Annotated in this window: 27 protein-coding genes and 1 riboswitch; of the genes, 20 read left to right on the top strand and 7 right to left on the bottom strand. The window is 41.1% G+C overall.

From position 1 onward, the window contains the following. Positions 1-8 precede the first annotated feature (8 nt). Both menB and CSV74_RS11210 read left to right on the top strand, forming a co-directional pair. Positions 9-827 carry a 1,4-dihydroxy-2-naphthoyl-CoA synthase gene (menB, locus tag CSV74_RS11215; RefSeq protein ID WP_029055123.1) on the top strand — a complete coding sequence of 273 codons (819 nt, stop codon included), beginning with the start codon at positions 9-11 and terminating at the stop codon, positions 825-827. A gap of 67 nt (positions 828-894) precedes the next feature. Then, positions 895-2,331 (top strand): o-succinylbenzoate--CoA ligase, encoded by a 1,437-nt coding sequence (locus tag CSV74_RS11210; protein WP_199170347.1) that lies wholly within the window; start codon positions 895-897, stop codon positions 2,329-2,331. Positions 2,332-2,357: 26 nt separating this feature from the next. Here CSV74_RS11210 and CSV74_RS11205 read toward each other — a convergent pair whose 3' ends face one another. Beyond that, positions 2,358-3,329 (bottom strand): metal ABC transporter solute-binding protein, Zn/Mn family, encoded by a 972-nt coding sequence (locus CSV74_RS11205; protein ID WP_099691708.1) that lies wholly within the window; start codon positions 3,327-3,329, stop codon positions 2,358-2,360. A gap of 98 nt (positions 3,330-3,427) precedes the next feature. Beyond that, entirely contained in the window at positions 3,428-3,655 is a 228-nt protein-coding gene (gene yidD / locus CSV74_RS11200) for a membrane protein insertion efficiency factor YidD (protein ID WP_081657981.1), read from the bottom strand. 95 nt (positions 3,656-3,750) lie between these two features. Here yidD and CSV74_RS11195 point away from each other — a divergent pair, with 95 nt between their 5' ends. The 6 genes from CSV74_RS11195 (at position 3,751) to CSV74_RS11170 (ending at position 7,588) form a co-directional block, all read left to right on the top strand. Next, complete coding sequence (locus CSV74_RS11195; protein ID WP_029055126.1) at positions 3,751-4,200, top strand: Dps family protein; 450 nt, start codon at positions 3,751-3,753, stop codon at positions 4,198-4,200. Between the two features lie 65 nt (positions 4,201-4,265). After that, positions 4,266-4,445 (top strand): putative motility protein, encoded by a 180-nt coding sequence (locus CSV74_RS11190; protein ID WP_085131404.1) that lies wholly within the window; start codon positions 4,266-4,268, stop codon positions 4,443-4,445. Between the two features lie 110 nt (positions 4,446-4,555). After that, positions 4,556-5,881, top strand: a complete 1,326-nt coding sequence (locus CSV74_RS11185; protein WP_099691707.1) for an NAD-dependent malic enzyme — start codon at positions 4,556-4,558, stop codon at positions 5,879-5,881. A gap of 101 nt (positions 5,882-5,982) precedes the next feature. Beyond that, the gene (locus CSV74_RS11180; RefSeq protein ID WP_037562276.1) at positions 5,983-6,297 is read left to right on the top strand and encodes a hypothetical protein; all 315 of its coding nucleotides are present in this window, start codon (positions 5,983-5,985) and stop codon (positions 6,295-6,297) included. A 48-nt stretch (positions 6,298-6,345) separates the two neighbouring features. Further along, the gene (locus tag CSV74_RS11175) at positions 6,346-6,813 is read left to right on the top strand and encodes an NUDIX hydrolase (protein ID WP_029055130.1); all 468 of its coding nucleotides are present in this window, start codon (positions 6,346-6,348) and stop codon (positions 6,811-6,813) included. Further along, positions 6,797-7,588: an alpha/beta hydrolase family protein gene (locus CSV74_RS11170; RefSeq protein WP_099691706.1), complete on the top strand. Its 792-nt coding sequence runs from the start codon at positions 6,797-6,799 to the stop codon at positions 7,586-7,588. The genes CSV74_RS11175 and CSV74_RS11170 overlap by 17 nt, the downstream gene beginning before the upstream one ends. Positions 7,589-7,975: 387 nt before the next feature. On the opposite strand, the gene pckA is transcribed toward CSV74_RS11170, so the two are convergent. Then, a complete protein-coding gene (pckA, locus tag CSV74_RS11165) occupies positions 7,976-9,568 on the bottom strand; it encodes a phosphoenolpyruvate carboxykinase (ATP) (protein WP_099691705.1) in 1,593 nt (530 codons plus the stop codon). A 177-nt stretch (positions 9,569-9,745) separates the two neighbouring features. After that, a riboswitch (SAM riboswitch) is annotated at positions 9,746-9,865 on the top strand. A gap of 176 nt (positions 9,866-10,041) precedes the next feature. On the opposite strand from pckA, the gene metK reads away from it, so the two are divergent. Next, positions 10,042-11,253, top strand: coding sequence for a methionine adenosyltransferase (gene metK / locus CSV74_RS11160; RefSeq protein ID WP_099691704.1), 1,212 nt, complete (start codon positions 10,042-10,044; stop codon positions 11,251-11,253). A 46-nt stretch (positions 11,254-11,299) separates the two neighbouring features. Here metK and CSV74_RS11155 read toward each other — a convergent pair whose 3' ends face one another. Both CSV74_RS11155 and CSV74_RS11150 read right to left on the bottom strand, forming a co-directional pair. Then, on the bottom strand, positions 11,300-12,073 hold the full coding sequence (locus CSV74_RS11155; protein ID WP_099691703.1) for a DUF3891 family protein: 774 nt from the start codon (positions 12,071-12,073) through the stop codon (positions 11,300-11,302). A gap of 6 nt (positions 12,074-12,079) precedes the next feature. Beyond that, a complete protein-coding gene (locus CSV74_RS11150) occupies positions 12,080-12,697 on the bottom strand; it encodes a hypothetical protein (RefSeq protein ID WP_099691702.1) in 618 nt (205 codons plus the stop codon). A gap of 199 nt (positions 12,698-12,896) precedes the next feature. Here CSV74_RS11150 and CSV74_RS11145 point away from each other — a divergent pair, with 199 nt between their 5' ends. From CSV74_RS11145 to CSV74_RS11135, 3 genes are all read left to right on the top strand, one after another. Beyond that, on the top strand, positions 12,897-13,130 hold the full coding sequence (locus tag CSV74_RS11145; RefSeq protein ID WP_099691701.1) for a YkuS family protein: 234 nt from the start codon (positions 12,897-12,899) through the stop codon (positions 13,128-13,130). 233 nt (positions 13,131-13,363) lie between these two features. Continuing rightward, entirely contained in the window at positions 13,364-13,984 is a 621-nt protein-coding gene (locus tag CSV74_RS11140; RefSeq protein WP_099691700.1) for a TetR/AcrR family transcriptional regulator, read from the top strand. Then, positions 13,981-15,144, top strand: coding sequence for an MFS transporter (locus tag CSV74_RS11135; protein WP_233190885.1), 1,164 nt, complete (start codon positions 13,981-13,983; stop codon positions 15,142-15,144). Before CSV74_RS11140 ends, CSV74_RS11135 begins: the two co-directional genes overlap by 4 nt. Positions 15,145-15,186: 42 nt before the next feature. Here the strand turns inward: CSV74_RS11135 and CSV74_RS11130 are convergent, their stop codons facing one another. Beyond that, positions 15,187-15,351, bottom strand: coding sequence for a Fur-regulated basic protein FbpA (locus CSV74_RS11130; protein WP_081657982.1), 165 nt, complete (start codon positions 15,349-15,351; stop codon positions 15,187-15,189). A gap of 429 nt (positions 15,352-15,780) precedes the next feature. Here CSV74_RS11130 and CSV74_RS11125 point away from each other — a divergent pair, with 429 nt between their 5' ends. The 4 genes from CSV74_RS11125 (at position 15,781) to CSV74_RS11110 (ending at position 20,557) form a co-directional block, all read left to right on the top strand. Then, positions 15,781-16,638, top strand: a complete 858-nt coding sequence (locus CSV74_RS11125; RefSeq protein WP_029055139.1) for a YitT family protein — start codon at positions 15,781-15,783, stop codon at positions 16,636-16,638. Between the two features lie 299 nt (positions 16,639-16,937). After that, entirely contained in the window at positions 16,938-18,584 is a 1,647-nt protein-coding gene (locus CSV74_RS11120; RefSeq protein WP_099691699.1) for an ABC transporter permease, read from the top strand. 5 nt (positions 18,585-18,589) lie between these two features. Then, a complete protein-coding gene (locus tag CSV74_RS11115; RefSeq protein WP_099691698.1) occupies positions 18,590-19,267 on the top strand; it encodes an ABC transporter ATP-binding protein in 678 nt (225 codons plus the stop codon). Positions 19,268-19,480: 213 nt separating this feature from the next. Beyond that, the gene (locus tag CSV74_RS11110; protein ID WP_099691718.1) at positions 19,481-20,557 is read left to right on the top strand and encodes a Fe(3+) ABC transporter substrate-binding protein; all 1,077 of its coding nucleotides are present in this window, start codon (positions 19,481-19,483) and stop codon (positions 20,555-20,557) included. Between the two features lie 383 nt (positions 20,558-20,940). On the opposite strand, the gene CSV74_RS11105 is transcribed toward CSV74_RS11110, so the two are convergent. Continuing rightward, positions 20,941-21,459: a gamma carbonic anhydrase gene (locus CSV74_RS11105; RefSeq protein ID WP_099691697.1), complete on the bottom strand. Its 519-nt coding sequence runs from the start codon at positions 21,457-21,459 to the stop codon at positions 20,941-20,943. Between the two features lie 107 nt (positions 21,460-21,566). Between CSV74_RS11105 and CSV74_RS11100 the strand changes: the two genes are divergently transcribed. Genes CSV74_RS11100 through CSV74_RS11085 form a run of 4 tightly spaced genes read left to right on the top strand, consistent with a single transcriptional unit; the run spans position 21,567 to position 23,851 of the window. Further along, on the top strand, positions 21,567-22,364 hold the full coding sequence (locus CSV74_RS11100; protein ID WP_233190882.1) for an alpha/beta hydrolase: 798 nt from the start codon (positions 21,567-21,569) through the stop codon (positions 22,362-22,364). Between the two features lie 17 nt (positions 22,365-22,381). Beyond that, positions 22,382-22,756, top strand: a complete 375-nt coding sequence (locus CSV74_RS11095) for a fluoride efflux transporter FluC (protein ID WP_158231790.1) — start codon at positions 22,382-22,384, stop codon at positions 22,754-22,756. Continuing rightward, positions 22,753-23,094 (top strand): fluoride efflux transporter FluC, encoded by a 342-nt coding sequence (locus CSV74_RS11090; RefSeq protein WP_099691695.1) that lies wholly within the window; start codon positions 22,753-22,755, stop codon positions 23,092-23,094. The genes CSV74_RS11095 and CSV74_RS11090 overlap by 4 nt, the downstream gene beginning before the upstream one ends. 13 nt (positions 23,095-23,107) lie before the next feature. Beyond that, positions 23,108-23,851 (top strand): thermonuclease family protein, encoded by a 744-nt coding sequence (locus CSV74_RS11085; protein ID WP_233190880.1) that lies wholly within the window; start codon positions 23,108-23,110, stop codon positions 23,849-23,851. Positions 23,852-23,957 lie beyond the last annotated feature (106 nt).

Here is a 23,957-nt window from a genome sequence, read left to right as displayed (position 1 = left end):
AATTTATTATGACCCGTCAATGGGAAACGCTTCGTACATATGATGATATCAAGTACGAAATGTACAATGGTATCGCAAAAATCACGATTAATCGTCCGGAAGTGCGCAACGCATTCCGTCCAAAAACTGTAATGGAATTGATCGATGCATTTTCACGCGCAAGAGATGATCAACGAATTGGAGTTATCGTGTTAACTGGTGAAGGAGAGAAAGCTTTCTGTTCAGGAGGCGATCAATCTGTTCGTGGTCACGGTGGATATGTCGGAGACGACGAAATTCCACGCTTGAACGTCTTAGATCTTCAACGCTTGATTCGCGTTATTCCAAAGCCAGTTGTCGCAATGGTTGCAGGATACGCAATCGGTGGCGGTCACGTGTTACACGTAGTGTGTGACTTGACGATTGCTGCAGACAATGCACGTTTCGGACAAACAGGACCTACTGTAGGCTCGTTCGACGCAGGGTATGGTTCAGGATACCTCGCACGCATTGTAGGCCACAAGAAAGCACGTGAAATTTGGTACCTATGCCGTCAATATGACGCGCAGGAAGCACTCGATATGGGCTTAGTCAACACAGTCGTTCCTTATGAGCAGCTGGAAGACGAAACGGTTCAATGGTGTGAAGAAATGCTAGGCAAGAGTCCAACTGCACTTCGCTTCTTGAAAGCGGCAATGAATGCCGATACAGACGGTTTGGCAGGACTTCAGCAATTGGCTGGAGATGCAACATTGCTATATTACACAACGGATGAAGCGAAAGAAGGACGCGACGCGTTTAAAGAAAAACGCAAACCAGACTTCGATCAATTCCCACGTTTCCCTTAAATAAATGAAAGCTGCCTAATTGGGGCAGCTTTTTCATTACGTTAATTTTTAATTGGAGGAATTACTTATGATGATCCCTAATTGGCTTATGCAACGGGCGAAATTGACGCCTGACGCATCCGCTTTAGTTACTGGGCAAGGACACTGGTCATACCGCGAACTATATGACCAATCCCTTGAAATCGCACAACAACTTTATCATCTTGGAGTTCAGTCAAATAACAGGGTTGCGCTGCTTAGTCAGTCTAATGACCAAACAGTACTTTTCATCCATGCATGCTGGTTATTAAGTGTGGAAGTAGTCTGTCTGAACAATCGGCTGACTGAACGGGAATTACGCTGGCAAGTACGTGATTCCGAAGCCAAACTTGTACTTGTAGATGATCAAATACAGACACCTCCGGAATTGGATGACATCAAGAGCTTATTTTATTCTGCAGTTCGAGAGTCTGATCGAAAAGAATTCATTATACTGGAACAGTGGACTGAAGATCAGACGCTTTCGATTATGTACACTTCGGGCACTACAGGCGTACCTAAAGGAGTTCGACAGACAGCAGGCAATCATACGTCGAGCGCACTCGCATCTGCGCTGAATCTCGGATTGACGGATAAAGATTCATGGCTTTGTATGATGCCGTTATTCCACATAAGTGGACTATCGATCGTCATTCGCTCAGTGATCTACGGAATGGAAATGCGTTTGTACGAAAAATTTGATGCAAAAGAAGCTGCTGCACAAATTATAGCAGGGCACGTAACGGCTATGTCGGTCGTTGCCCTGACGTTGGATCAAATTGTTCGTGTGATGGAAGCAACTGATAGCAAAGCACATCCACTTTTCCGTACGATGCTCGTTGGCGGCGGACCTGTGCCGTTAGATTATTTGGATCGCGCGACTGCGTGTGGATTACCAATACTTCAGACATATGGCATGACTGAAACGTGTTCGCAAACGACAACACTTGGAAAAGTAGATGCCGCGCGAAAAGTAGGTTCAGCGGGAAAACCGTTATTTTTCAATCAAGTGACAATTAAAGATACTGTTCAACCGGGTGAAGTAGGTGAAGTGCTCATAAAAGGTCCTCACGTGACGCCAGGTTATATTGGAAGCCAGAGTACACGCAATGCGCTGACCGAAGACGGTTGGCTCGCTACAGGGGATGCTGGCTATCTTGATGAGGAAGGCTATTTATTCATCGTCGATCGACGTGCTGATTTGATTATTTCAGGTGGGGAGAATATTTATCCTGCCGAGATTGAAAATGTTTTGCTAGCGCATCCTGCTATAAGGGAAGCGGGCGTATGTGGTAAAGAAGATACGGAGTGGGGGCAAGTACCTGTTGCATTCCTCGTTGGTGCAGTTAATGAAGATGAACTGTTGGATTTCTGTTCCGAACGTCTAGCACGCTATAAACTACCAAAAGAATTTCGATTCGTAGAGCAACTGCCACGTAATGCATCAAATAAACTGATGCGGTTCGAATTGAGAAAATGGCTATAAAAAAACAGTGGAGTATTCGTCCACTGTTAGTTCCCTAATGCTTTTTTCAGTACTTCTAGATTTTGTTCCATAAGAGAAAAGTACGTTTCTTTCTTTTGAATATCTTCTTCAGTAAGTACACTTAAATTATGCAAAGTAAGCGCTTCGGCATTCAGTTCTTTTTTAATGACTTCAGCCAATTTTGAGCTGACATTTTGTTCAAATAAAATATACTGAATGTCTTGTTCTTTTGCATCTTTTACAAGAGAGGCCAATTCCTTTTGAGAAGGTTCATTCTGGGAATCAAGACCGGATACTGCAAGTTGCTGTAATCCGTAAGCATCTGCCAAGTAGCCAAATGCTGCATGAGACACGAAGAATGTTTTGTTTGGTGCGGCATCAGCCATTGTTTTAAATCCGCGATCCAATTCTTCTAATTCGTCATATAAAACTTCGAAGTTTTTCTTGAATGCCTCTGCATGCTCAGGCAATTCATCCGACAACTCTTGCGTGATTTTCTCTGCAAGCTTCGTACTAAGATAAGGAGATATCCAAACGTGTGGATCGATCGCATCTTCATGCCCATGATCGTCATGCCCATGATCTTCATGCTCTTCTTCTCCATGTTCGTGTGAATGTCCACCTTCCAATTCCTCAGGATCAATATAATCGGCAATCGGAACAAACTGAACATCTTCATTCTGCAATGTTTTCTCTGTCTTTTGTACAAAACCTTCAAGACCAAGTCCGATATAGAAGAATAGATCTCCCTTTGCCAAGGCCATCATATCTTTCTGTGTAGGTTCAAAGACGTGTTCATCTGTGCCAGGCGGATAGATGGATTTCACGTCAACATACTCTCCACCAATGCGTTCAGTGAAATATTGCAATGGGTAGACTGTCGTATAGACGAGTAATTGATCGGATGAGGAATCATCCGTTTCAGTCGTTGCAGAATTGGTACAACCACTTAACACGAGCAGCAAAGCGGCACCTAGCAACAGCAAACGATTTTTCATTAGAAAAGCCTCCGTTACGTAATCGGAATGATTACTATTTAGATTATTTTCTCATCATACAAGATATGCTATATGTTTGCAACCTAGTACGGTTTATTTTATTCGTTTTTTTTGGGAGGTACCGGATCAAATCCACCTTTATGAAATGGATGACATTTTAAAATCCGCATTACCGCTAGCCAACTACCTTTAAGCACTCCGTGTGTCTCAATGGCTTCCATTCCGTAATGGGAACATGTCGGGTGAAATCGGCAAGAGGGCGGAGATAGGGGAGAAATAAACTTCTGGTAGAATCGAATTAGTCGGATCAATACTTTCTTTAGCATTTTCATCACCTTTAGATGTAATAAGGTTTAGTTTACCTATATCTGTGGTAAATTAAAAGAGAGAAGCATAAAACGATTAGAGGAGTGTTTTTTTTATGTCTAAAGAATTAATTCAAGAGCTAAACAAACAAGTATCTACATGGTCGGTGTTGTATGCGAAACTTCATAACTATCACTGGTATGTAAAAGGTAGTCATTTCTTCACATTGCACGCTAAATTTGAAGAATTATACAATGAAGCAACAGTGCATATGGATGAAATCGCGGAGCGCGTGCTAACTTTAGGCGGTGAACCGACTGCAACACTATCACAGCATTTGTCTGAATCTGTTGTCGACGAAGCAAAAGGCACAGAAAAAGCGAATGATATGGTGCAAACATTAGTAGATGACTTCGATAAGACGATGAAGTCATTGAAAAAAGGTATGGAACTTGCCTCGAAGGATTCAGATGATATGACGGAAGATATGTTGAATGCGGTTTACCAGAGCGTCGAGAAGCATCAGTGGATGTTAAATGCATTTCTTGGCGAAACAAACGAGTAAATCCCTTCATTCATCAAGATATTAGCCGATAGTAAGAAGTGAATACCAGAGAGGAGTTGAACGACATGGATATCAATTCAATTATGTCCAGCCAGTTGAGAAGCTTGCAATCAACCGTTCAAATGAGCGTTATGAACAAAGCCCTTTCAATGGAGACTTCTGCTATGAATGATATGTTGAACGGCCTTGAAAATCAATCAGTTGCGCATCCAACAAAGGGCGCTTCTATTGATATCAAGGCTTGATAGGGGAGCACACATCTCATATGACTAGAGATGTGTGTTTTTTTATGGAAGTAAGCAAAATTCCTGTCAGAATATAAATAAAATTATACACAGTGGGAGGTATATTGAAGATGGCTCAAGGACAGTTTTTGCGAAATTTAATTATTGAAACCCCTTCTAAACCGGGAAATCTTGGCAAAGTAACTATGGCAATCGGTCAGTTGAATGGAGATATTGGTGACATCCAGACGATTAAAGTAGGAACGCTTTCCACGATTAGAGAAATCGCGCTACAATGCAATGATCAAGAGCATTTGGCTGAAATAGTTGTGGCAATCGAGAACTTGAAACAAGGTATTAAAGTTCAAGCTGTTACTGATGATGTACTGCAAATGCATGAAGGTGGCAAAATTCATATGAAAGCCACACATGAAATCCGTTCACTTGCAGATTTACGAAGAGTGTATACACCAGGTGTGGCAAGTGTATGCAAAACTATTCAGGAAGATCCCGAACAGGCAAATTATTTCACAGGTATTTCAAATACAGTAGCAATCGTGACAGATGGTACGGCTATTTTAGGACTTGGAGATATTGGCCCTGTAGCTGGTATGCCTGTCATGGAAGGGAAAGCTGTTTTGTTTGATCAATTTGTTGGAATTAGTGGCATTCCGATTTTACTTGATACGAGTGATCCTGATGAAGTCGTAGAAACAGTCAAACATATTCATCAAGGCTTTGGTGCGATCTTACTGGAAGATATCGGGTCCCCGCATTGCTTTGAAATCGAAGAGCGTTTGAAAAAAGAATTACCGATTCCTGTTATGCATGATGATCAGCACGGCACAGCAGTCGTTGCATTGGCAGCAGCGCTCACAGCATGCAAACATGTCGGAGTGGAGCTGGCTAATGCTTCAGTCGGACAAATCGGTCTTGGTGCAGCAGGCTTAGCCATTAGTCGTATGTTTATGGCATATGGTGTAGCAGAAATGAAAGGAACAGATCCCAATCCTCATGCTAAAGAGATGTTAGCGGAGTATGGCGGTACTGTTGTAGAGACAATGGAAGAAATTATGGAGACATGTGATTTGGTTATCGCGACAACTGGTGTTGCGAATCTAATCAAGCCAGAAATGATTCGGAAAGGACAAATCATCTTAGCTTTATCTAATCCAAATGCAGAAATTTCCCCAGAAATCGCATTAGAAGCAGGCGCGGCCTATGCGGCTGATGGCCGTTTAGTCAATAACGTTCTGGGTTTCCCCGGGATCTTTCGAGGTGCGCTTAATGCCAATGCAAAATCCATCTCGTACCCAATGCTCATCGCTGCAGCTCTGGCGATCGTGGATAGCACAAAGCGTGACGATTTAGTACCACATCCATTAGATCCAAATGTACACATTAACGTAGCGTTGGCAGTTGAAAAGGTAGTGTATGAAGAACAAGAAAATGAATAATCATTCGATGACCTATTAACTAAATACTGTTAATAGGTTTTTTGTGCAGAATAAATTCTTCATTACGAGGTATCCTACGTAAAAAAGAAAGTAGGATGATTATGATAGAAGAAAAATATCCGATGTATATATCAATTAATCACAAAATGGTTCTCACAGACCCTCACGCTTCGACATGGGAATACAAAGTAGAAGTTACAAGAGAAGCATATCCTGTATTCGAAAAATTATTTTCTCAAATGGAACAGCTGGAATTTCAAAACTTTTTGCGGTCCCATTTACCGTATATTCCCTATCACTATGATCAAGACAATGACAAAGTGGATTTACGCTTGAAGAAAATCTTTGCCTTGATCCATGAATACACAGACGATGAATCCAAACGTTTTATCGAGCAACTACCGCTATTTCGTTGATTCCTCGCTGACCTTTCCGCTACACTAAAGGAAAGGACGTGATCCATATTGCTGAAATTTGAAGATTTACAGGGAGCCAATGTCGAATTGACTTTTGGACCCAATTCACATCAAATCGAATCTCGCCATGTGCTCGTTATTATTAAGCGCGATGAACACTGGTTATTGACCAAACATAGAATTCGCGGTATTGAGTTCCCAGGTGGAAAAGCGGAACCGGGAGAGACAATTGAACAAGCTGCCATTCGGGAAACAATGGAAGAGACAGGAGTCACTATAGAGAACGTACATTCATTTGCTGAGTACGTCGTCTTTACTGAACCACCGTTCTGCAAAGCCGTTTTTACAGGAGATATAACACATGTGGAAAACGACTTTACATTGATGGAAACTGAAGGAGCGGTGTGGATGACAGACGCTGAACTGAACGCCTGTAAAGAACTCAGCTTTCATATGAAAGATCGTGGAATGGGTGAACTTAGGAAGTGGGTGGAAGCGAATGATGGAACAAACTGATGGTCAAATCATTCGAAGAAAAGACTATCCTTCACCAAATCCACAAGTTACATTAGAAGAAATTACCTATAGTTCTGATGGCTTGCATGTAAAAGGGCTGCTCGCAACACCAAAAGCAAAAGGACGGTATGATGGCTTGCTTTATTTACGTGGAGGCATACAACATGTGGGAATGGTTAGACCGGCGCGTATTGCACAATTTGCCTCCCATGGGCTTGTCGTGTTCGCCCCTTACTATCGCGGAAATCGTGGTGGTGAAGGGAAGGATGAATTTGCTGGAGAAGATCGCAATGATGCAGTAGTAGGAGTAGAAGTACTCAAACAGCAACGTGCTGTCAACTCAGATCGCATTCATCTGTTTTCTTTTTCGAGAGGTGGAATCATGGCATTATGGACGGCCATTATGCGCGATGATTTAACTTCCATGGTGACATGGGCAGGAGTCTCAGACGTGATATTCACGTACAAAGAGCGACAGGACATGCGCCGGATGATGAAGCGTGTCATTGGTGGAACGCCGAATAATCAACCAGATGCGTATCGTGAGAGAACAGCATTGTTCCGAACGGAAGATATCGATATTCCGACACTGATTATTCATGGAACTCTTGATACGAATGTGTCTTTTGAACAGGCATTATTGCTGGAGAATGCATTGCGTGATGAGAATAAAGAATTTGAAACTTGGTATTTGGAAGGCTACACGCATTATATTCCTCCTGAAATGAATCGGAAACTTGTGAAAGACGCAGTGGATTGGATGAAGCGGCAATGAAGAGGATAGGCTAGGTTAAATGTGTTTGATCAGCTATTCTTGGTCGTTGCTCGATTTAGTATATGGTATTGAAAGTAGCGAGTGTCATGCTTTGGACCCGGGCAGGCACGTGGGGGTTTGCCTACAGCCATAAGCCAACTGGTGATAGTGCTGCCAGTTGTCTCATGGCCACGGCCTACCCCGCAGTTGTGCCTACGGTGCTACGGGGGGAGAAGTTAGGTTGTGTTTTATAGTAGATGAAACCAGCTACTGTGTGCTACTCATCTTTTATCTTCGCAAAACAACTACCAACTGTCGTATCTTACGTATCCGTATCAAAGCCAAAAGAAATTTAAAACCCAAAAAGAGGCTGACCAGGAATTCCTGATCAGCCTTTTTCATATGTCATTACTTAATAACGGGTGGTCCGCCTTTGATTGCGATGTCTTCTGAAACGTGTGAGAATTTCTTGAAGTTCTCACGGAAAGCATCAGCTAAACGATTTGCTTCTTTATCGTATTCGTTCGGATCTTCCCAAGCATAACGAGGGTGTAGAACATTACTTGGTACACCTTCGATTTCAAGTGGCATGTTCAATCCGAAGATTTCGTTCTTCTTTGTTTCTACATTATCCAATTTACCGGCAATTGCAGCGCGTACCATTGAACGTGTGTAGCCCAAGTTCATACGTGAACCTACACCATAGATTCCGCCAGTCCATCCTGTATTCACAAGGAATACTTTTGAACCGTGCTCATCAATTTTCTTTCCAAGCATCTCTGCATATGTTGCTGCAGGAAGTGGTAAGAATGGTGAACCGAAACAAGTAGAGAATGTTGGTTCAGGAGCAGTGATTCCACGCTCAGTTCCAGCAAGTTTGGAAGTGAAACCGCTCAAGAAGTGGTACATTGCCTGTTCTTTTGTAAGAATCGAGATTGGAGGCAATACGCCAGAAGCATCAGCTGTTAGGAAGATGATGTTCTTCGGGTGACCAGCAACAGACGGTGTCACGATATTATCGATGTTTTCAATCGGATAAGCAGCACGTGTGTTTTCTGTTAATGATTTGTTGTCATAATCTGGAATACGCGTTTCTTCATCCAGTACTACGTTTTCTAAAACAGCACCGAAACGGATTGCTCCGAAGATTTCAGGTTCTTTTTCAGCAGAAAGGTTGATACACTTTGCGTAACATCCACCTTCAATGTTAAATACGCCATTATCAGACCAGCCGTGCTCATCGTCACCAATAAGTTTACGGTTAGCATCTGCTGAAAGTGTCGTTTTACCTGTTCCAGAAAGACCGAAGAATAGAGCAACATCGCCTTCTTCTCCAACGTTTGCTGAACAGTGCATAGATAAGATATCTTGCTCTGGAAGCAAGAAGTTCATAACAGAGAAAATAGACTTTTTCATTTCTCCAGCGTACTCTGTACCACCGATCAAGACGATGCGCTTTTCAAGCGACACAATGATGAACGTTTCAGAGTTTGTGCCATCCACTTTTGGATCCGCTTTGAATGAAGGGGCAGCCAAAATTGTGAATTGCGATTCGTGTGCTTTTAATTCTTCTTCGGTTGGACGGATGAATAATTGGTGAACAAACAGATTTTGCCAAGCTAATTCATTAATTACTTGGATAGACAATTGAGAGTCTTTATCTGCTCCTGCAAACCCTTTAAATACAAAGAGTTCATCTTTTAACTTCAAATGATCAATGACTTTCGTGTATAATGAATCAAAGATCTCTTCTGAAATCGGACTGTTCGTGCTACCCCAATCTACTTTATCCTTAGACACTGCATCTTCAACGATGAATTTGTCCTTAGGTGAGCGTCCTGTATATTTACCTGTACGTGCAGTGATCGCACCGTCGGCAGAAAGTTTGGCTTCGTCTCTTGCTACTGCTTTTTCCGTTAATTCTGCCACAGACGCTTGGATCGTCACGTTGCTTCCACTAAGAAGACTTTTTAAGCTATCATCAATTTTTGCAGATATCATGTTTACATACCGTCCTTTGCGTAGTCGATTTATTTTTATCTTAATAAGAATATCCTAATTCGTAAATAGTATAACACATTAAGAATATTAATCTATACTAATGGAAAACTCAAGTGATTTAGGATAAATAATTTGACAAAATCCAAACTTTTTAATACGATGTGACATGAACGGATACTCTTATCCCGAGTTGGTGGAGGGTACAGGCCCTGTGAAACCCGGCAACCTGCAATAGACGTACGTCTAACGCGAAGGTGCCAAACCTGAAGCAAGGTTTAATTCCTTGGACGATAAGAGTGAAAGGTGCTGCGCGTGAAATTTTGCCTTTTACTCATGGATTGAAAATGAGTGGAGGGCTTTTTATATTGTCTAGCCCTGAATCCTTATGGTATATGCTTGACGTCTAGGCGTGGAACTTTACCAGGGACTTATGAGAGTACCGTATCATGATGCTTAATATAGGGGGAAACAAAATGACAAACCGTCGACTGTTTACATCAGAATCAGTTACAGAAGGCCATCCTGACAAGATGTGCGACCAAATATCAGACGCAATTTTAGATGCGATCCTAACGGAAGATCCAAATGCGCGTGTGGCATGTGAAACGAGCATCACGACTGGACTCGTATTAGTAATGGGAGAAATCACTACGACAACGTATGTGGATATTCCAAAAGTCGTTCGCGACACTGTAAAGGAAATCGGGTATGTTCGTGCGAAATATGGCTTCGATTACGAGACGTCCGCTGTACTTACTTCCATTGACGAGCAATCACCTGAAATCGCTGCAAGTGTCAACGTGGCACTCGAAGCACGTGAAGGTTCTATGTCAGATGAAGAATTAGATGCAATCGGTGCAGGAGACCAAGGTCTAATGTTTGGATATGCATGTAACGAAACACCGGAATTAATGCCTTTACCAATTAGTCTTTCTCATAAATTGGCACATCGCTTGGCGCAGGCACGTAAAGAGGAACTTATTACGTATTTACGTCCTGACGGAAAAACACAAGTAACGGTAGAATACGATCAAGATAATAATCCCGTGCGAATTGACACAATCGTTATTTCCACACAACATCACCCTGAAGCGACACTCGAGCAAATTGAGAAGGATATTAAGGAAGTTGTCATTGATGCAGTAGTTCCAAAAAACTTATTGGACGAGCATACTAAATACTTCATTAATCCTACTGGCAGCTTTGTTGTAGGTGGACCTCAAGGAGACTCCGGTCTAACTGGACGTAAAATCATCGTTGATACGTACGGTGGATATGCTCGTCATGGTGGCGGTGCTTTCTCGGGGAAAGACGCTACAAAAGTAGACCGTTCCGCTTCTTATGCAGCACGCTATGTTGCAAAGAACATCGTTGCAGCAGGACTTGCTGAACACTGTGAAGTTCAGTTGGCGTATGCTATTGGAGTAGCGAGCCCGGTTTCCATTTCGATCAATACATTCGACACCGGTAAACTTTCCGAGACTCAATTAGTGGAGTTCGTACGCGAATTATTTGACCTTCGTCCAGCGGGAATCATTAAAATGCTTGACCTGCGTCGTCCAATCTACAAACAAACAGCAGCATACGGTCACTTCGGCCGCACTGATATCGAATTGCCATGGGAACAGACGGATAAAGTGGAAGCGTTGAAAGAACTTGCTAGTAACGTACGCGTGAAACACTAAAGTACTGGAATGCAGAAAGAGAACTCACAGTCTCTTTCTGCATTTTTTATTTGTTCGCTGGCGAAATATGAAGATGAATCACTTCATAGTCTGCCTCTTTATAAGCTACTTGCAATCCGTTAGCTTCAATATCTTTTTTTAACACCTTCTTTTGCTTCACTTCCACATCAAACGAACTGCTGAATGGATAATTCTCCACCTTAATCGTGTGCTGATCTGCAAAGTATATTTCAATTCGTCCTATCGGTAATGAATGGAAATTATCTGGAGAAGGAATCCCATCACGAAAAAATATATGTTCATTTGCTTTGTCGACACCTGGTTCATTCACACAGCAATACAAGGAAAAATTATCACCAAGCTGAAGCAAAGCGAAATGCTTTTCAAATAGTTCTTTATTGAAACCCTCGACTTCTTTACGTAAACGTTCTCGACGACTCTGTTCACCCTCAATAAATAGCTTTGCTTCTTTCCCGTTATTGCCCTGTATAAACTGTTCATAATGAAGACTGCAAAGTATAGCTGCATAAAGATCTATATTTTCTACAACATCAATCCCTTGACGATAAAGTACCGTTTTAGGGAGAAAAGGAAAGTCAGTGAATTGAAATGGTTTAGACTTCGCATCATTCCAAAAAGGCTGTTCGTCAAAAGGAGCCCAACCGATGTCATGGTTCCTAATGGCAGTTAGTACAGAATGACGCCATTGATCATCAGGAAACATCTCCTTTTTCCAGTGTTTCATTAAATCTTCAGCTAGGTGTGCATGATGATGTTGTTGCACGAAGCTGAATGACTTTTTGTGTTCACGTACAATCATTGTACTTCATCCTTTCTTGTCAGGAGTAGCGTCGTCATTTTGTATGATTTCTTCTTTTATCTTTTCTTGTACTTTTTCCATTCTCTCTACTTCTTCCTGATACTTTTCCTCTGCTTCTGTTGTAGCCGGAATAAGAGGCTCTTCATTGAAGTCGACACGTTTTCCATATCGTAGAAGTTCATAAATGATCATTCCGTTATTCGGCTTACCATTTACCGTTTTCATTGGAATAGAGTCAAATAACACGAAATAGAAAGCATAGAAAATAAAACGGTTCCAGAATGTTTTAGAGTCTTCGAAAAAACCATTTGCAATTAGCGCATTCATTGTGAGCGCCACGACAACATTAATCAAAATAGGTCCGGCATATATACATATATAAGCAAAATTACTTTTCCTCTTCACTGAATCAAATGAAAACCAGCTATTCACATGATAATATTTTCGTATATCTAAAACGCCTAATTTAAAAAGTCTGGGTCCAGAACCAATAGTGAGTCTGGCATTTTTCACACCGAAAAGCCCACTAATAACAAAATACCCAGCTTCTCTTAGGAACGTAACGACAGGTAAAATGATGAAACAAGAAATTACCAAGCCGAGGAGGTCTGCTAAACCAAACATATCATGTCGACTCCTTCTATAAGTTCTTCATATGATGATTCAATGGTGTAATAGTAAAATACCCATTTTCCTCAAAATAAATCGTTTTAGTAACATTATGATATAAACATACTAGTAGAAGTTATGTTTAAATTAAAATAGAGCGGGAAATTATAAAATATTAGCCGAATATACGTAGTTTTCTGAGGAGGAATAGAACATGGCGAAAATAGCAGTAGAAATACCATTTGATGATGTGAAACAAGCATTAGAAGAAAAAGGACATGAAGTGAAGATGTTTGCAAGTGATGAACATCTAAGCGGCTATGACATGGGCGTTGTACGTGCATTAAGCGATGTCAACATCGACCAATTCGACTTCCCAGTAGTGAGCATTGAAGGCAACTCCGTACAGGACATTGTAGAAGATGTAGAAAAAAGATTACATCGCTAATAATTGAATATATTCTATTTAGAACTGAAGAACAAATCCAATAGGGAATTGTTCTTCAGTTTTTTTGCATAGAAAATAAAAGAATTGATCGTAGGCGACTGCTTGCTACGTTTTGTAAAGGTGATTCCACGTCATTTAAACTTTGGAAGTTGACAAGAAGCCAATGGGACAGTAAACTGATCAACATTGACTCGTGAGTCAATGAATAAAAAGAAGTGAGTTGAAAAACCTTTATGTCACCCCGAAAGAATGAAAAGATTCAAGAGATTCGCGATATTCGGCAGCACGAATTAAAAGAAGCCGCTATCGAATTATTTGGTACGAAAGGGTACGCAGCAACAAAAATTAGTGATATCACAAACAAAGCCGAACAAAGTCATGGCTTGTTTTACCACTACTTCAAGTCAAAAGAAGATCTGTACGTTAAGGTTATTCTTGAGTTACTCACTGTAATCATCGGTACAGTTGATCAAGCAGAGGAAGAACATGACAGTCCTTTAAAGCAATTGGAATGGCTTACTGAAGTAACCCACTCTGGTTCATTAAGAGATGGGGTACACCGCCATATCTTGATCATGCAAGCCTTGTATTCTGATCATTTAACACAAGAAGTGAAAGAAGAAATTGTGGAAAAGTATCGATTCATGGTTGAACGTATTGAACATATTATTATAAGAGGACAAATCGCCGGAGAGTTTATTGCAGGAGATGCAGAAGAATTAGCTGTGTATCATTTATCATTAGTGCATGGTTTATTATTAACAAATGCTCGGAAAATTTCACCCATTAAAGTATCAGCTGACAAAGTATTGCGCCAACTGAGACGGCATCCAGGACAGGAGGATGACCAATGAAACGCATGTTGAAACCAACGATCATTTCCATTTCAATGGCTACGGTAATGGCGGGAGCTGCTATTTCTCCAGCCCTTGGATTGATTGCGGCAAACTTCCCAGAGGCAAATCCCGTGATGATCAAGCTGATATTAACCGCTCCTTCGTTATTTATTATTCCATTTACATTTATCTCGAGTTGGTTAACATCAAAAATACCTAAGCGCACAGTTGCTTTAATTGGTTTATTCATTTATGTAGTCGCAGGGGTAGGAGCACAGTTCACCAATACGATTGAAATGTTACTAGCCTTTCGATTTATTTTAGGAGCTGGTGTCGGTTTAGTAATGCCGCTTGGGATCACGTTAATCAGTGATCATTTTGCAGGCCGTGAGCAAGTGAAAATGATGGGGTATAATTCAGCATTTAGTAATTTTGGTGGAATTATTACTATGATGCTAGCGGGTTACTTAGCTGCCATTAGTTGGAGAGCTCCGTTTAATGTGTATTTGATGGGTGTTGTGATTTTCATCATGGTCTTCCTATTCTTGCCGAAAGACACTCCGCATACACAGGACAAAGGCATTCCAAGAAGTAAAATGCCACTGATGGTTTTTGGATATGCAGCAGCTTCTGCAGGTATAATGCTAGTTTATTATTCGGTTGCTACGAATATGGCACTCTACTTGGAGCAAAGCAATATAGGTGGCTCCGCATTGGCAGGTACAGTGATTTCCTTTACAACTGTAGGGGGGATGATTACGAGCCTGACATTGATTCAGCTACAAGATATCTTGAAATCGTATATCATGCCGATCAGTATACTCCTCATGGGTGTTGCATTTACTGGTTTGGCTTTAAGTCATTCAGTCCCATTAATTTTAGCTTGTACGTGTATAATTGGCTTTGGCCAAGGAATTTTATTTCCAATCATCAACGTTAAAGCGTTAAGCTTGGTCAATCCTCTCCATAGTGACCGTGTGATTGCTATAGTATCTAGTTCAATTTTTATTGGTCAGTTCAGCTCACCTTTACTATTGGATGGCATTGCAGGTTTAGCAGGCTTTCCCACAATTCGTTTCCAATACTCCGTGATAGGTATTGCGCTAGGTATCACGGTTTTACTAATCATTTTGTTTAAGGTTTTCAGAAAACCTAAAGTGTCAGCAATAGAGGCTTAAATAAAAATGAGACGTACCTAATTTGGCACGTCTCATTTTTTATTACATTTGAATGTCGGTTTGTCCGAATGCTTCATATTCTTGCATTAATGATTGAAGCGGTAATTCGTACAGTTGTTTCCCATCAATTTTGAATACCCCTTTTAAAACGAGCTCTTCAATCATTTTGTCTCGTTTTGATTCACATACCTTTTTGTTTGTTTCCATCTCACATTTCCTCCTTGATTCCCCATCTAACTATAGCCGATTTTAACCTGAATTAAACCGTATATTTTATAGTTGGAACTTTCGGACTGCTCCATTTAATCAGTGACGTCAAATCGGTAGTATAGTAGGGACTTGTGCTTTATAGTAGGTGCAGAATAGTATGAAGAGAAGATGCCCATGTTGTCTTACGTAACACGGAATGCCCCAGATTCAATTGAGCTTTATCTGCTTTTGGAGTTAATTCAATAGTCCGTGAACGTCAGTAGTAACACAGTAGGCGGTGGGTGATGATATAGTAAAGATGTAGAGAAGAATGGATGCATTAGTAGTTGTTTTTTTATCAAATGAGGCGTAGGGGTACCATTATGAGGAAAAAATAGATATAATCTAGGTCATGCATAAATTTGTTATTTACCATAGGAGGGCGCTATGTTTTTTATTGAAGCAAAACGCGTGGCTGTTGTTATTTTAGGCTCGCTACTAATGGCTTTATCATTAAATTTCTTTCTCATCAATGCGAATGTCTATGCGAGTGGGTTTGCGGGTGCGGCCCAGTTAGTTTCAAGTGTTTTGAAAGATCAATTGGACATGACAATCAGCACAGGTATTTTATTGCTAGTATTCAACATACCGGTCTTCATCCTCGGTTGGTTTAAAGTAGGGAAAGGTTTCACGATATACAGTGTCTTATCTGTTGCGTTCACTACACTATTCCTTGAATTATTACCATTGCGTTCTATGTCAGAAGACATTATGCTGAATGCGGTATTTGGCGGCGTGCTGGCAGGTGTAGGTGTAGGGATATCCTTGAAGTTAGGGGCATCTACCGGTGGAATGGATATCGTCGCGATGATTTTATCTCGTATGCAGGATAAACCAATCGGTGTGTACTTTTTAGTGCTAAACGGGATTCTAATCGTCTTTGCAGGTATTCTATATGAACCAGAAAACGCACTTTACACAATGGTTGCGCTATACGTGACGACGTCAGTGATTGACATGATTCATACGCGACATGAAAAAGTAACCGCGATGATCATCACACGGAAAGCAGACGATCTTCAACAAGCAATCCATCGTCAAATGGTACGAGGAATCACTATACTACCGGCTAAAGGGGCTTACTCAAAAGAAGATAAGAATATGCTTTATGTCGTCATTACAAGATATGAACTATACGATTTGGAACGGATCATAAATGAAACAGATCCGCAAGCCTTTACTAATATCGTACAAACAGTAGGTATCTTCGGTTTCTTTAGAAAAGAAAATGAGAAGCTAGCCTAGGTCATAAAATTCACGATAAATTTTATCTATTTTATTTCACATGAAGACAAACTCTGTAAAATGGGTTTGTCTTCATTTTTATATGCTAGGATTTTACTATAAAATCAGTGACCAAGTAATCCATTCCGTTTTTTGTTTAATTTTGTAGAACATAAACCGCCTAGATTTGTTGAATTCTTGTGAAAGCATTGGAAAGCACAGAGAATTTGTATATACTTGAGAGTGACTTTCATTATGTAAGTCATACTTAAAGTACACCATAACCGCCATCGTGCGTAGTAAAGTTGGTATCATACTATATGAAAACATCTATATGGCTAAGAGAGATTCGCCGTCGCGCAAACAGTTGGTTCATCATTACAATGCTTGGGGCGCTTGTCATTATTATGCCAGTCGCCTATGTCATACTGAGTTTCTTCCAGCCGACGGGCGAAAATTGGGAACATATTAAAGAATATTTGCTTGCTGACTATATTAAAGGGTCAGTTATTTTAGTTGGATCTGTCGGATTCATCTCGACGACCATCGGAGTAGTACTGGCCTGGATTGTTGCGGCCTATGAATTTCCATTTCGTAAGCAGTTTAAATGGCTGTTGATCATACCTTTGGCTATACCACCTTATATAGCGGCTTATACATACAGTACGATGACAAGCTATACAGGCGTCATCCAATCGTTCTTCCGTAATCATTTTGACTATCATTTCACACCAGGCACAATTGAGATCATGTCACTGCGTGGAGCGGTTTTTGTACTCACATTATTTCTCTATCCGTATGTGTATATGATTGCGCTCAATTATTTTGAAAAACAAAGCGGATCATATATTGAGAGTGCTAAAACTCTTGGATTGAATGGCTTCCAGATGTTCTTCCGTTTGGGATTACCAATTGCACGACCTGCCATCATTGCAGGGTCGATGCTAGTCATTTTTGAAGTGCTTAGTGATTACGGCGTAGCCAGTTTCTTTGGTGTACGAACGATATCCACCGCGATTTTCCAGACGTGGTTCGGGATGTATGATATCCATGCGGCTATGCGTTTGGCTGCCTGGTTGCTCGTCATTATATTAGGGATTTTTATGCTAGAACGTTTTTTACGCAAAGGTCGGAAATATGATACGAACGTGACGCAAAGCAGACCACTCGCGCGTAAACGATTACGTGGATGGACTGCTTGGGTAGCATTCCTTACTTGTTCTGCTGTATTTTTAAGTGCCTTTTTAATACCTTTTGTTCAACTGATCTCTTGGTCATTAAAAACTTTTGAAAAAGTATGGCGTTCAGACTTTGTCAGCCTAATCACTAATAGTTTATTGGCTGCTCTAATCGGTGCATTGATCATTAGCTTCTTTGCAATCTTGGCAGCCCGTACGATTAACTTGTATCCATCGGCTTCGTCTAACTTACTTGCCCGTATCATGACATCGGGTTATGCAGTTCCGGGAGCAGTCGTCGCAATTGGCGTGCTGGCGTTATTTATTACGCTGGATGAGAAACTGGCATTTATTTATCCGAAATTATTAGGGGTAGAATCCGGTACACTTGTATTAAGTATGTCGATCGCTATGCTGATCACAGGATACGTGATTCGGTTTATGGCACAAGGATTTAATGCGATTGAGTCAGGTTATACAAAAGTGCCTCCGTCTTATCGTGAAGCTTCATTCTTACTAGGACGTGGCTTGACATACACATTTTGGAAAGTAGAGTTTCCATTACTACGCGGTTCGATCTTAATTGGTTTTGCGCTGGCATTCCTAGAAATTATGAAGGAACTACCTCTGACATTATTGTTGCGCCCATTTAACTTTGATACGCTAGCAACACGGACGTATCAATATGCAATCGACGAACGAATTTATGAAGCAGCACCATCCTCGTTGTTACTAATTTGTCTAAGCATCTTGTCGGTGATTATTATTTTGAAATTTGAGGAGAAGTGAGAACTATGTTCGTAAACATCCAAAACTTATCATTTCGGTATTCAAAAAAACAGCCGCCCGTCATAGATCGCTTTTCATTTACAATTGAAAAAGGGGAAATCGTAGGGATTGTCGGTGCGAGCGGTAGCGGGAAAAGTACTTTACTGCGGTTGCTTGCAGGCTTAGAAGACCCTACGGCAGGTAGCATTGAACTGAATGGCAGACTGATTGTAGGAGATAGCACATATATTGAGGCAGAGAAGCGCGGTGTAGGAATGGTGTTTCAGAACTATGCACTATTTCCGCATCTGACAGTTAGCGAAAACATTTGCTTTGGATTGCATAAACTGAAGCGTCCAGAGAAAAAGAAACGTTTGGACGAAATGTTGGAACTCGTTCAATTGCAAGAGTTTGCCAAACGCTATCCACATGAACTTAGCGGAGGGCAACAGCAACGTGTGGCGTTGGCAAGAGCTTTGGCACCTTCACCTTCGATCCTGTTGATGGATGAGCCGTTCAGTAATCTGGATACGAATTTGAAGTCATTGATCCGAATGGAAGTTCGGGATATCTTACAAAAAGCTAATATTACATGTCTGTTTGTATCACATGATCAAGCGGATGTGGACGCGATTTGTGATCGAACTATCTACATTGATTGTGCAACGTATGTTGGATCAGAAACAGAAGCAATAACTGTATAGTGTTGTAATAGAGAGTGTCGGATAGGCTACCGGCACTCTCTATTTATTTCCAGAAATAAAAGAAAACGAATACTAGACTTATACTCGAAAGTGTATTACAATCACTTTAGCAATGAAAACGATTCTCATTAGCGTATTATAATATGCAAAGTAGATGAGAAAACAAGGAGAGAAATCAATTTGAAGAAGTTTTTATGGGCATTCGCTCTATTGATGCTTGCGGCAGTTTTAAGCGCATGTAACTCAAGTTCCGATAAAGAGGAACAAAAGGACGAACCAGCAAAAGAAGATACTCCTGTTGAAAATACAACAGATGCAAAAGAAGATGAGAAAATGGGTGGAGAAGTGAACGTCTATACAGCTAGACACTACGACGTAGACGCAGTTCTTTACGAAGATTTTACAGAAAAGACCGGCATTAAAGTAAATGTAATTGAAGCAAAAGCACCAGAATTGATAGAGCGTTTAAAGCGTGAAGGGCAAAATACATCTGCTGATTTATTCATCACGGTTGATGGTGGGATCTTGAACACGGCAAAAGAAGAAGGTCTTTTGCAATCCGTTGAATCTGAAGAAATCGATAAAGCAGTACCAGCAGAGCTTCGCGACACAGACAATCAGTGGATTGGGTTATCTACTCGTGCACGTGTAATCGTGTATGCAAAAGATCGTGTGAAGCCAGAAGAGTTATCCACTTACGAAGACCTTGCAACAGACAAGTGGAAAGACAAATTACTTGTTCGTTCATCTGACAGCTTGTATAACCAATCGTTGATGGCATCATTAATCGCAATCGATGGCGAAGAAAAAGCTAAAGAGTGGGCGCAAGGAATTGCAGATAACCTAGCACGTGAACCTGAAGGCGGAGACCGTGACCAAGCGCGTGCAATCGTTGCAGGTGTTGGTGACGTAGCAATTATGAATAGTTACTACGTAGGTCATATGTCTGTTTCAGACGAACCGGAAGATGTTAAAGTGTTCGACCAGATCGGCGTATTCTTCCCGAACCAAGAAACTACAGGAACACATATTAATATCAGTGGTGCTGGCTTAATTAAGCACAGTAAAAACAAAGAAAATGCAGTGAAGCTGATCGAGTACTTAACGACTGCGGAAGCACAAGAACAAGTCTCGGAAGAAAACTTTGAGTTCCCAGTTAACGAAGAAGCAAAACTGCCGGAAGTTATGGCTGAATGGGGTACATTCACACCACAAAAAGTGGACTTCGCAGATTACGGAAAGTATAATCCGAAAGCTGTAGAATTGATGAATGAAGTAGGCTGGAAATAAGTTCAACAAAAAAAGTAGCTCTCGGGCTGCTTTTTTGTTTCTAAAAATACATTTCAACTACTAATTTTTTTAGTAGATGAAACATTTTGGGGCTGCCATGAGTCATAGTTTGAGTGAAAACTTATACCAGTTCAGAATGGATAAAGTAAAACTCTTTTCATATTAAGAAAACAGCCGGAACGAACTGCAAGCGAATATATGATATGTTAGTGGAGTGTGTATCTGGTAAAGATGACTTGTCCAGCAAATGACTCATATGTTTGCAGGAGAGAGTGCAGAGGTCATATATATATTGGCAAGATTAATATAAGCAACGTAGCCTAAAATGTCCAAAAAACCCAAGCGTTACGAAAAGAAGCACCCGCTAGTAACGGGTGCTTCGATTAGTCCTCTTCTTGCAACGCTTTATATAATTGACCTTTACGTGCATAATCATTGACGATTCTTGTCATGTCTGCGCGATCTTCGTCAGTCAAATCACGAACGACACGGGCAGGAGAGCCGAGCGCTAATGTGTTGGGTGGGATTTTCTTGCCTGGAGTTACCAAGCTTCCAGCACCGATGAATGCACCTTCACCCACCTCAGCTCCATCGAGCACAGTGGCACCCATTCCAACGAGTGCGCCGGTTTTAATCGTACAACTATGGAGCATGACTTTGTGGCCGATCGTCACGTTATCTTCAAGAATTAATGGAAACTTGGGGCTTTGATGTAGACAGCAGAAATCCTGGATGTTTACTTTACGTCCAATAATAGTAGGCGATACATCCCCGCGAATTACAGTGTTGAACCAAATAGACGATTCGGGTCCTATAGTTACATCGCCAGAAATCGTTACGTAGTCCGCAATATAGACGGACGGGTCAATCTCGGGTAATTTACCTTCGTATGGATAGATCAATCAAATCTCCTCTTTTCTAAATAATCATGTATAATTTATCGTAACAAACATTTAGTTTTTGTGAAACATAAGAATGAAATGGATAGAATAAGATAGTTAAATAAGGAGTGATAACTTTGTGGAAATGGGAAGCAGAAGGTAAGGCAAAAGGTGTTATCGTTCTTGTACATAACGCTTATGAACATCATAGAAGATATGTATGGCTTATACAGAAATTTCGAAGCGACGGTTTTCACGTCGTGGCGGGAGATTTACCTGGGCACGGCAAAGAAAGTGTCGAAGTGCATGCAGAAGCATTTAAGGACTACCGCAGATTTATCAAGAAAATGATCCGTAGCGGATTAGATGATAATTTGCCTGTATTTTTATTTGGACATGGATTAGGAGCTACGTTCTTACTTCGTTTATTACAGATGGAACGAATTGAATGTGCGGGAGTGATCTGTACATCGCCTTGGCTACACTTGGAACATCACCCGCCAATTCGGGCGAAAATGTTTACAAAATGGTCTCAATCGATGACATTGGATCATGAAATAACGCCGGAACTCCTATCACGTAATCCAGAATTTTTAGAGCAATTCGCTGAAGATCCACTGTATGTATCCATTGTGACAGGCGGCTGGTACCGTGAATTGCAGACACTTATGAAGTCTGTCATGCAACCTGATTTAATTATCCAAGATGTACCGCTGTTACTTCATACGGGAGAAGCAGATCAAATCACGAACATCGATTACACACGGAAGTGGGCATTCGCACAAAACTTATCTGAACTTCAGTTGAAACGATGGAAAGACGTTGAGCACGATATCATCCAAGCACCTGAGCAAGAAGGGGTCTATTTATATACACATTCATTCATTAATAATGTACTTCATTCACTCGGATATATTATCGAATGACGTCAGGTCGTGAACATATGAGAAAACGTCTGTACATAGGTGTGGCTGGTGCTTTTGGAGCGAGCACAAGGCTGCTGGTCGGTCAGCTGCTGATCGTCAGCGGTTCTTTTCCTGTCGCGACGTTCTTGGTGAACATAGTCGGCACGTTTATACTTTGCTATATAGTGGAACGTGCTCGTCTTGGAGGAAGTCTCAGCCCTCTAGCAGTGACGGTTATAACTACGGGATTCCTTGGTGCATTTACGACGTTTTCAGCTGTCAGTGTAGAAACGGTTGAATTGCTAAGTGACGGATTTTTTGGACTTGCCGGTGCCTACGTCGGTAGTAGTTTATTAGGTGGACTAGCTATGGCAACACTTGGTTTTTCATTGGCTAGGAGGCGAACGTTATGATCTGGCACTTTATAGCAGTTGGTTGTGGCGGATTTATAGGAGCGCTTTTGCGTTACGAGGTATCTACCAAGCTCAATCGTGACCGTTTACCATATGGAACGTTGCTTGTTAATTCTATTGGAAGCTTCTTCATTGGCTGGATCATAGGATCAAATCTTTCACTCGGTTGGACATTGTTCTTGGCGACTGGTGTAGCAGGTGCTTTGACGACCTATTCTACGTTAATGAAAGAGATTTGGATGTACTGGGCTGAAGGCCGAAAATTCCAGGCCATTGGTTATACACTATTCACGTTCACAGTAGGGATAGGCTTAGCCTATTTAGGTTTTAGCTTATAGAAATGAGGTTCTGATGAATAACAAAACAATGCAAAAAACGACACCAAACAAACGGAAGAAAAGGATCACTTCATTCTTAATTGCTCTAGGGGTTGCGATTGCCGCCATATATTTCCCAGAACTATTTGACGATGAAGAAAAAGAGCCGAGTCGTCAAGGTCTGATTCCTGTCGAATTAGTGAAAACAATTGACGGCGATACGATCAAGATTATGTATGAAGGTAAAGAAGAAAATGTACGGTATTTATTAATTGATACACCGGAAACGAACCATCCACGTCTTGGCAAGCAGCCGTATGGGCAGCAAGCAAAAGTTCGAAATCAAGAACTACTGCAAAAAGGTCAGCTCGAAATCGAGTTTGATGTAGGCGGGAAATATGACAAATACGGCAGGTTATTAGCGTATATATACATAGACGGCAAGAGTGTGCAAGAACAGTTATTGAAAGAGGGATTGGCGAGAGTCGCTTATGTGTATCCACCGAACACACGGCATCTAGATGCATTTGACAAGGCGGAGCAACAAGCGAAGAAGTCCGGCATTGGAATCTGGACGTTGGAAGACTACACCACAGACCGCGGTTTTGACAGTGAGAAATATCCTGCAGATTCAGTGAAGATCTCTGTCTATGGTGAAACACAGGATTTCAAGAATTGTACAGAGCTTCGTAAAGTGTATCCAAAGGGCGTTAAGAAAGGCCACCCGGCATATAAAGAACAGATGGATGGCAATAGTGACGGACGGGCTTGTGAATAAAAGAATGACTAAGTGAGTGGTAAGACACCGTTGATTGTAAGCACTAATGAATAAATAAAAGAATGAAGACAATTCCTGGTCAGATCAAGGAATTGTTTTCATTCTT

The sequence above is a fragment of the Sporosarcina sp. P19 genome, from assembly GCF_002743165.1.
Lineage (GTDB): Bacteria > Bacillota > Bacilli > Bacillales_A > Planococcaceae > Sporosarcina > Sporosarcina ureae.
Note: the sequence above shows the minus strand (reverse complement) of the source record. Positions and strands in the feature narration are given on the sequence as shown.

Bases quoted from the DNA above. Each gene is read 5' to 3' on its own strand.
- menB (WP_029055123.1), top strand. From the start codon at position 9: ATGACCCGTCAATGGGAAACGCTTCGTACATATGATGATATCAAGTAC.
- CSV74_RS11210 (WP_199170347.1), top strand. From the start codon at position 895: ATGATGATCCCTAATTGGCTTATGCAACGGGCGAAATTGACGCCTGAC.
- CSV74_RS11205 (WP_099691708.1), bottom strand. From the start codon at position 3,329: ATGAAAAATCGTTTGCTGTTGCTAGGTGCCGCTTTGCTGCTCGTGTTA.
- yidD (WP_081657981.1), bottom strand. From the start codon at position 3,655: ATGCTAAAGAAAGTATTGATCCGACTAATTCGATTCTACCAGAAGTTT.
- CSV74_RS11195 (WP_029055126.1), top strand. From the start codon at position 3,751: ATGTCTAAAGAATTAATTCAAGAGCTAAACAAACAAGTATCTACATGG.
- CSV74_RS11190 (WP_085131404.1), top strand. From the start codon at position 4,266: ATGGATATCAATTCAATTATGTCCAGCCAGTTGAGAAGCTTGCAATCA.
- CSV74_RS11185 (WP_099691707.1), top strand. From the start codon at position 4,556: ATGGCTCAAGGACAGTTTTTGCGAAATTTAATTATTGAAACCCCTTCT.
- CSV74_RS11180 (WP_037562276.1), top strand. From the start codon at position 5,983: ATGATAGAAGAAAAATATCCGATGTATATATCAATTAATCACAAAATG.
- CSV74_RS11170 (WP_099691706.1), top strand. From the start codon at position 6,797: ATGATGGAACAAACTGATGGTCAAATCATTCGAAGAAAAGACTATCCT.
- pckA (WP_099691705.1), bottom strand. From the start codon at position 9,568: ATGATATCTGCAAAAATTGATGATAGCTTAAAAAGTCTTCTTAGTGGA.
- metK (WP_099691704.1), top strand. From the start codon at position 10,042: ATGACAAACCGTCGACTGTTTACATCAGAATCAGTTACAGAAGGCCAT.
- CSV74_RS11155 (WP_099691703.1), bottom strand. From the start codon at position 12,073: ATGATTGTACGTGAACACAAAAAGTCATTCAGCTTCGTGCAACAACAT.
- CSV74_RS11150 (WP_099691702.1), bottom strand. From the start codon at position 12,697: ATGTTTGGTTTAGCAGACCTCCTCGGCTTGGTAATTTCTTGTTTCATC.
- CSV74_RS11145 (WP_099691701.1), top strand. From the start codon at position 12,897: ATGGCGAAAATAGCAGTAGAAATACCATTTGATGATGTGAAACAAGCA.
- CSV74_RS11140 (WP_099691700.1), top strand. From the start codon at position 13,364: ATGTCACCCCGAAAGAATGAAAAGATTCAAGAGATTCGCGATATTCGG.
- CSV74_RS11135 (WP_233190885.1), top strand. From the start codon at position 13,981: ATGAAACGCATGTTGAAACCAACGATCATTTCCATTTCAATGGCTACG.
- CSV74_RS11130 (WP_081657982.1), bottom strand. From the start codon at position 15,351: ATGGAAACAAACAAAAAGGTATGTGAATCAAAACGAGACAAAATGATT.
- CSV74_RS11125 (WP_029055139.1), top strand. From the start codon at position 15,781: ATGTTTTTTATTGAAGCAAAACGCGTGGCTGTTGTTATTTTAGGCTCG.
- CSV74_RS11120 (WP_099691699.1), top strand. From the start codon at position 16,938: ATGAAAACATCTATATGGCTAAGAGAGATTCGCCGTCGCGCAAACAGT.
- CSV74_RS11115 (WP_099691698.1), top strand. From the start codon at position 18,590: ATGTTCGTAAACATCCAAAACTTATCATTTCGGTATTCAAAAAAACAG.
- CSV74_RS11110 (WP_099691718.1), top strand. From the start codon at position 19,481: ATGCTTGCGGCAGTTTTAAGCGCATGTAACTCAAGTTCCGATAAAGAG.
- CSV74_RS11095 (WP_158231790.1), top strand. From the start codon at position 22,382: ATGAGAAAACGTCTGTACATAGGTGTGGCTGGTGCTTTTGGAGCGAGC.
- CSV74_RS11090 (WP_099691695.1), top strand. From the start codon at position 22,753: ATGATCTGGCACTTTATAGCAGTTGGTTGTGGCGGATTTATAGGAGCG.
- CSV74_RS11085 (WP_233190880.1), top strand. From the start codon at position 23,108: ATGAATAACAAAACAATGCAAAAAACGACACCAAACAAACGGAAGAAA.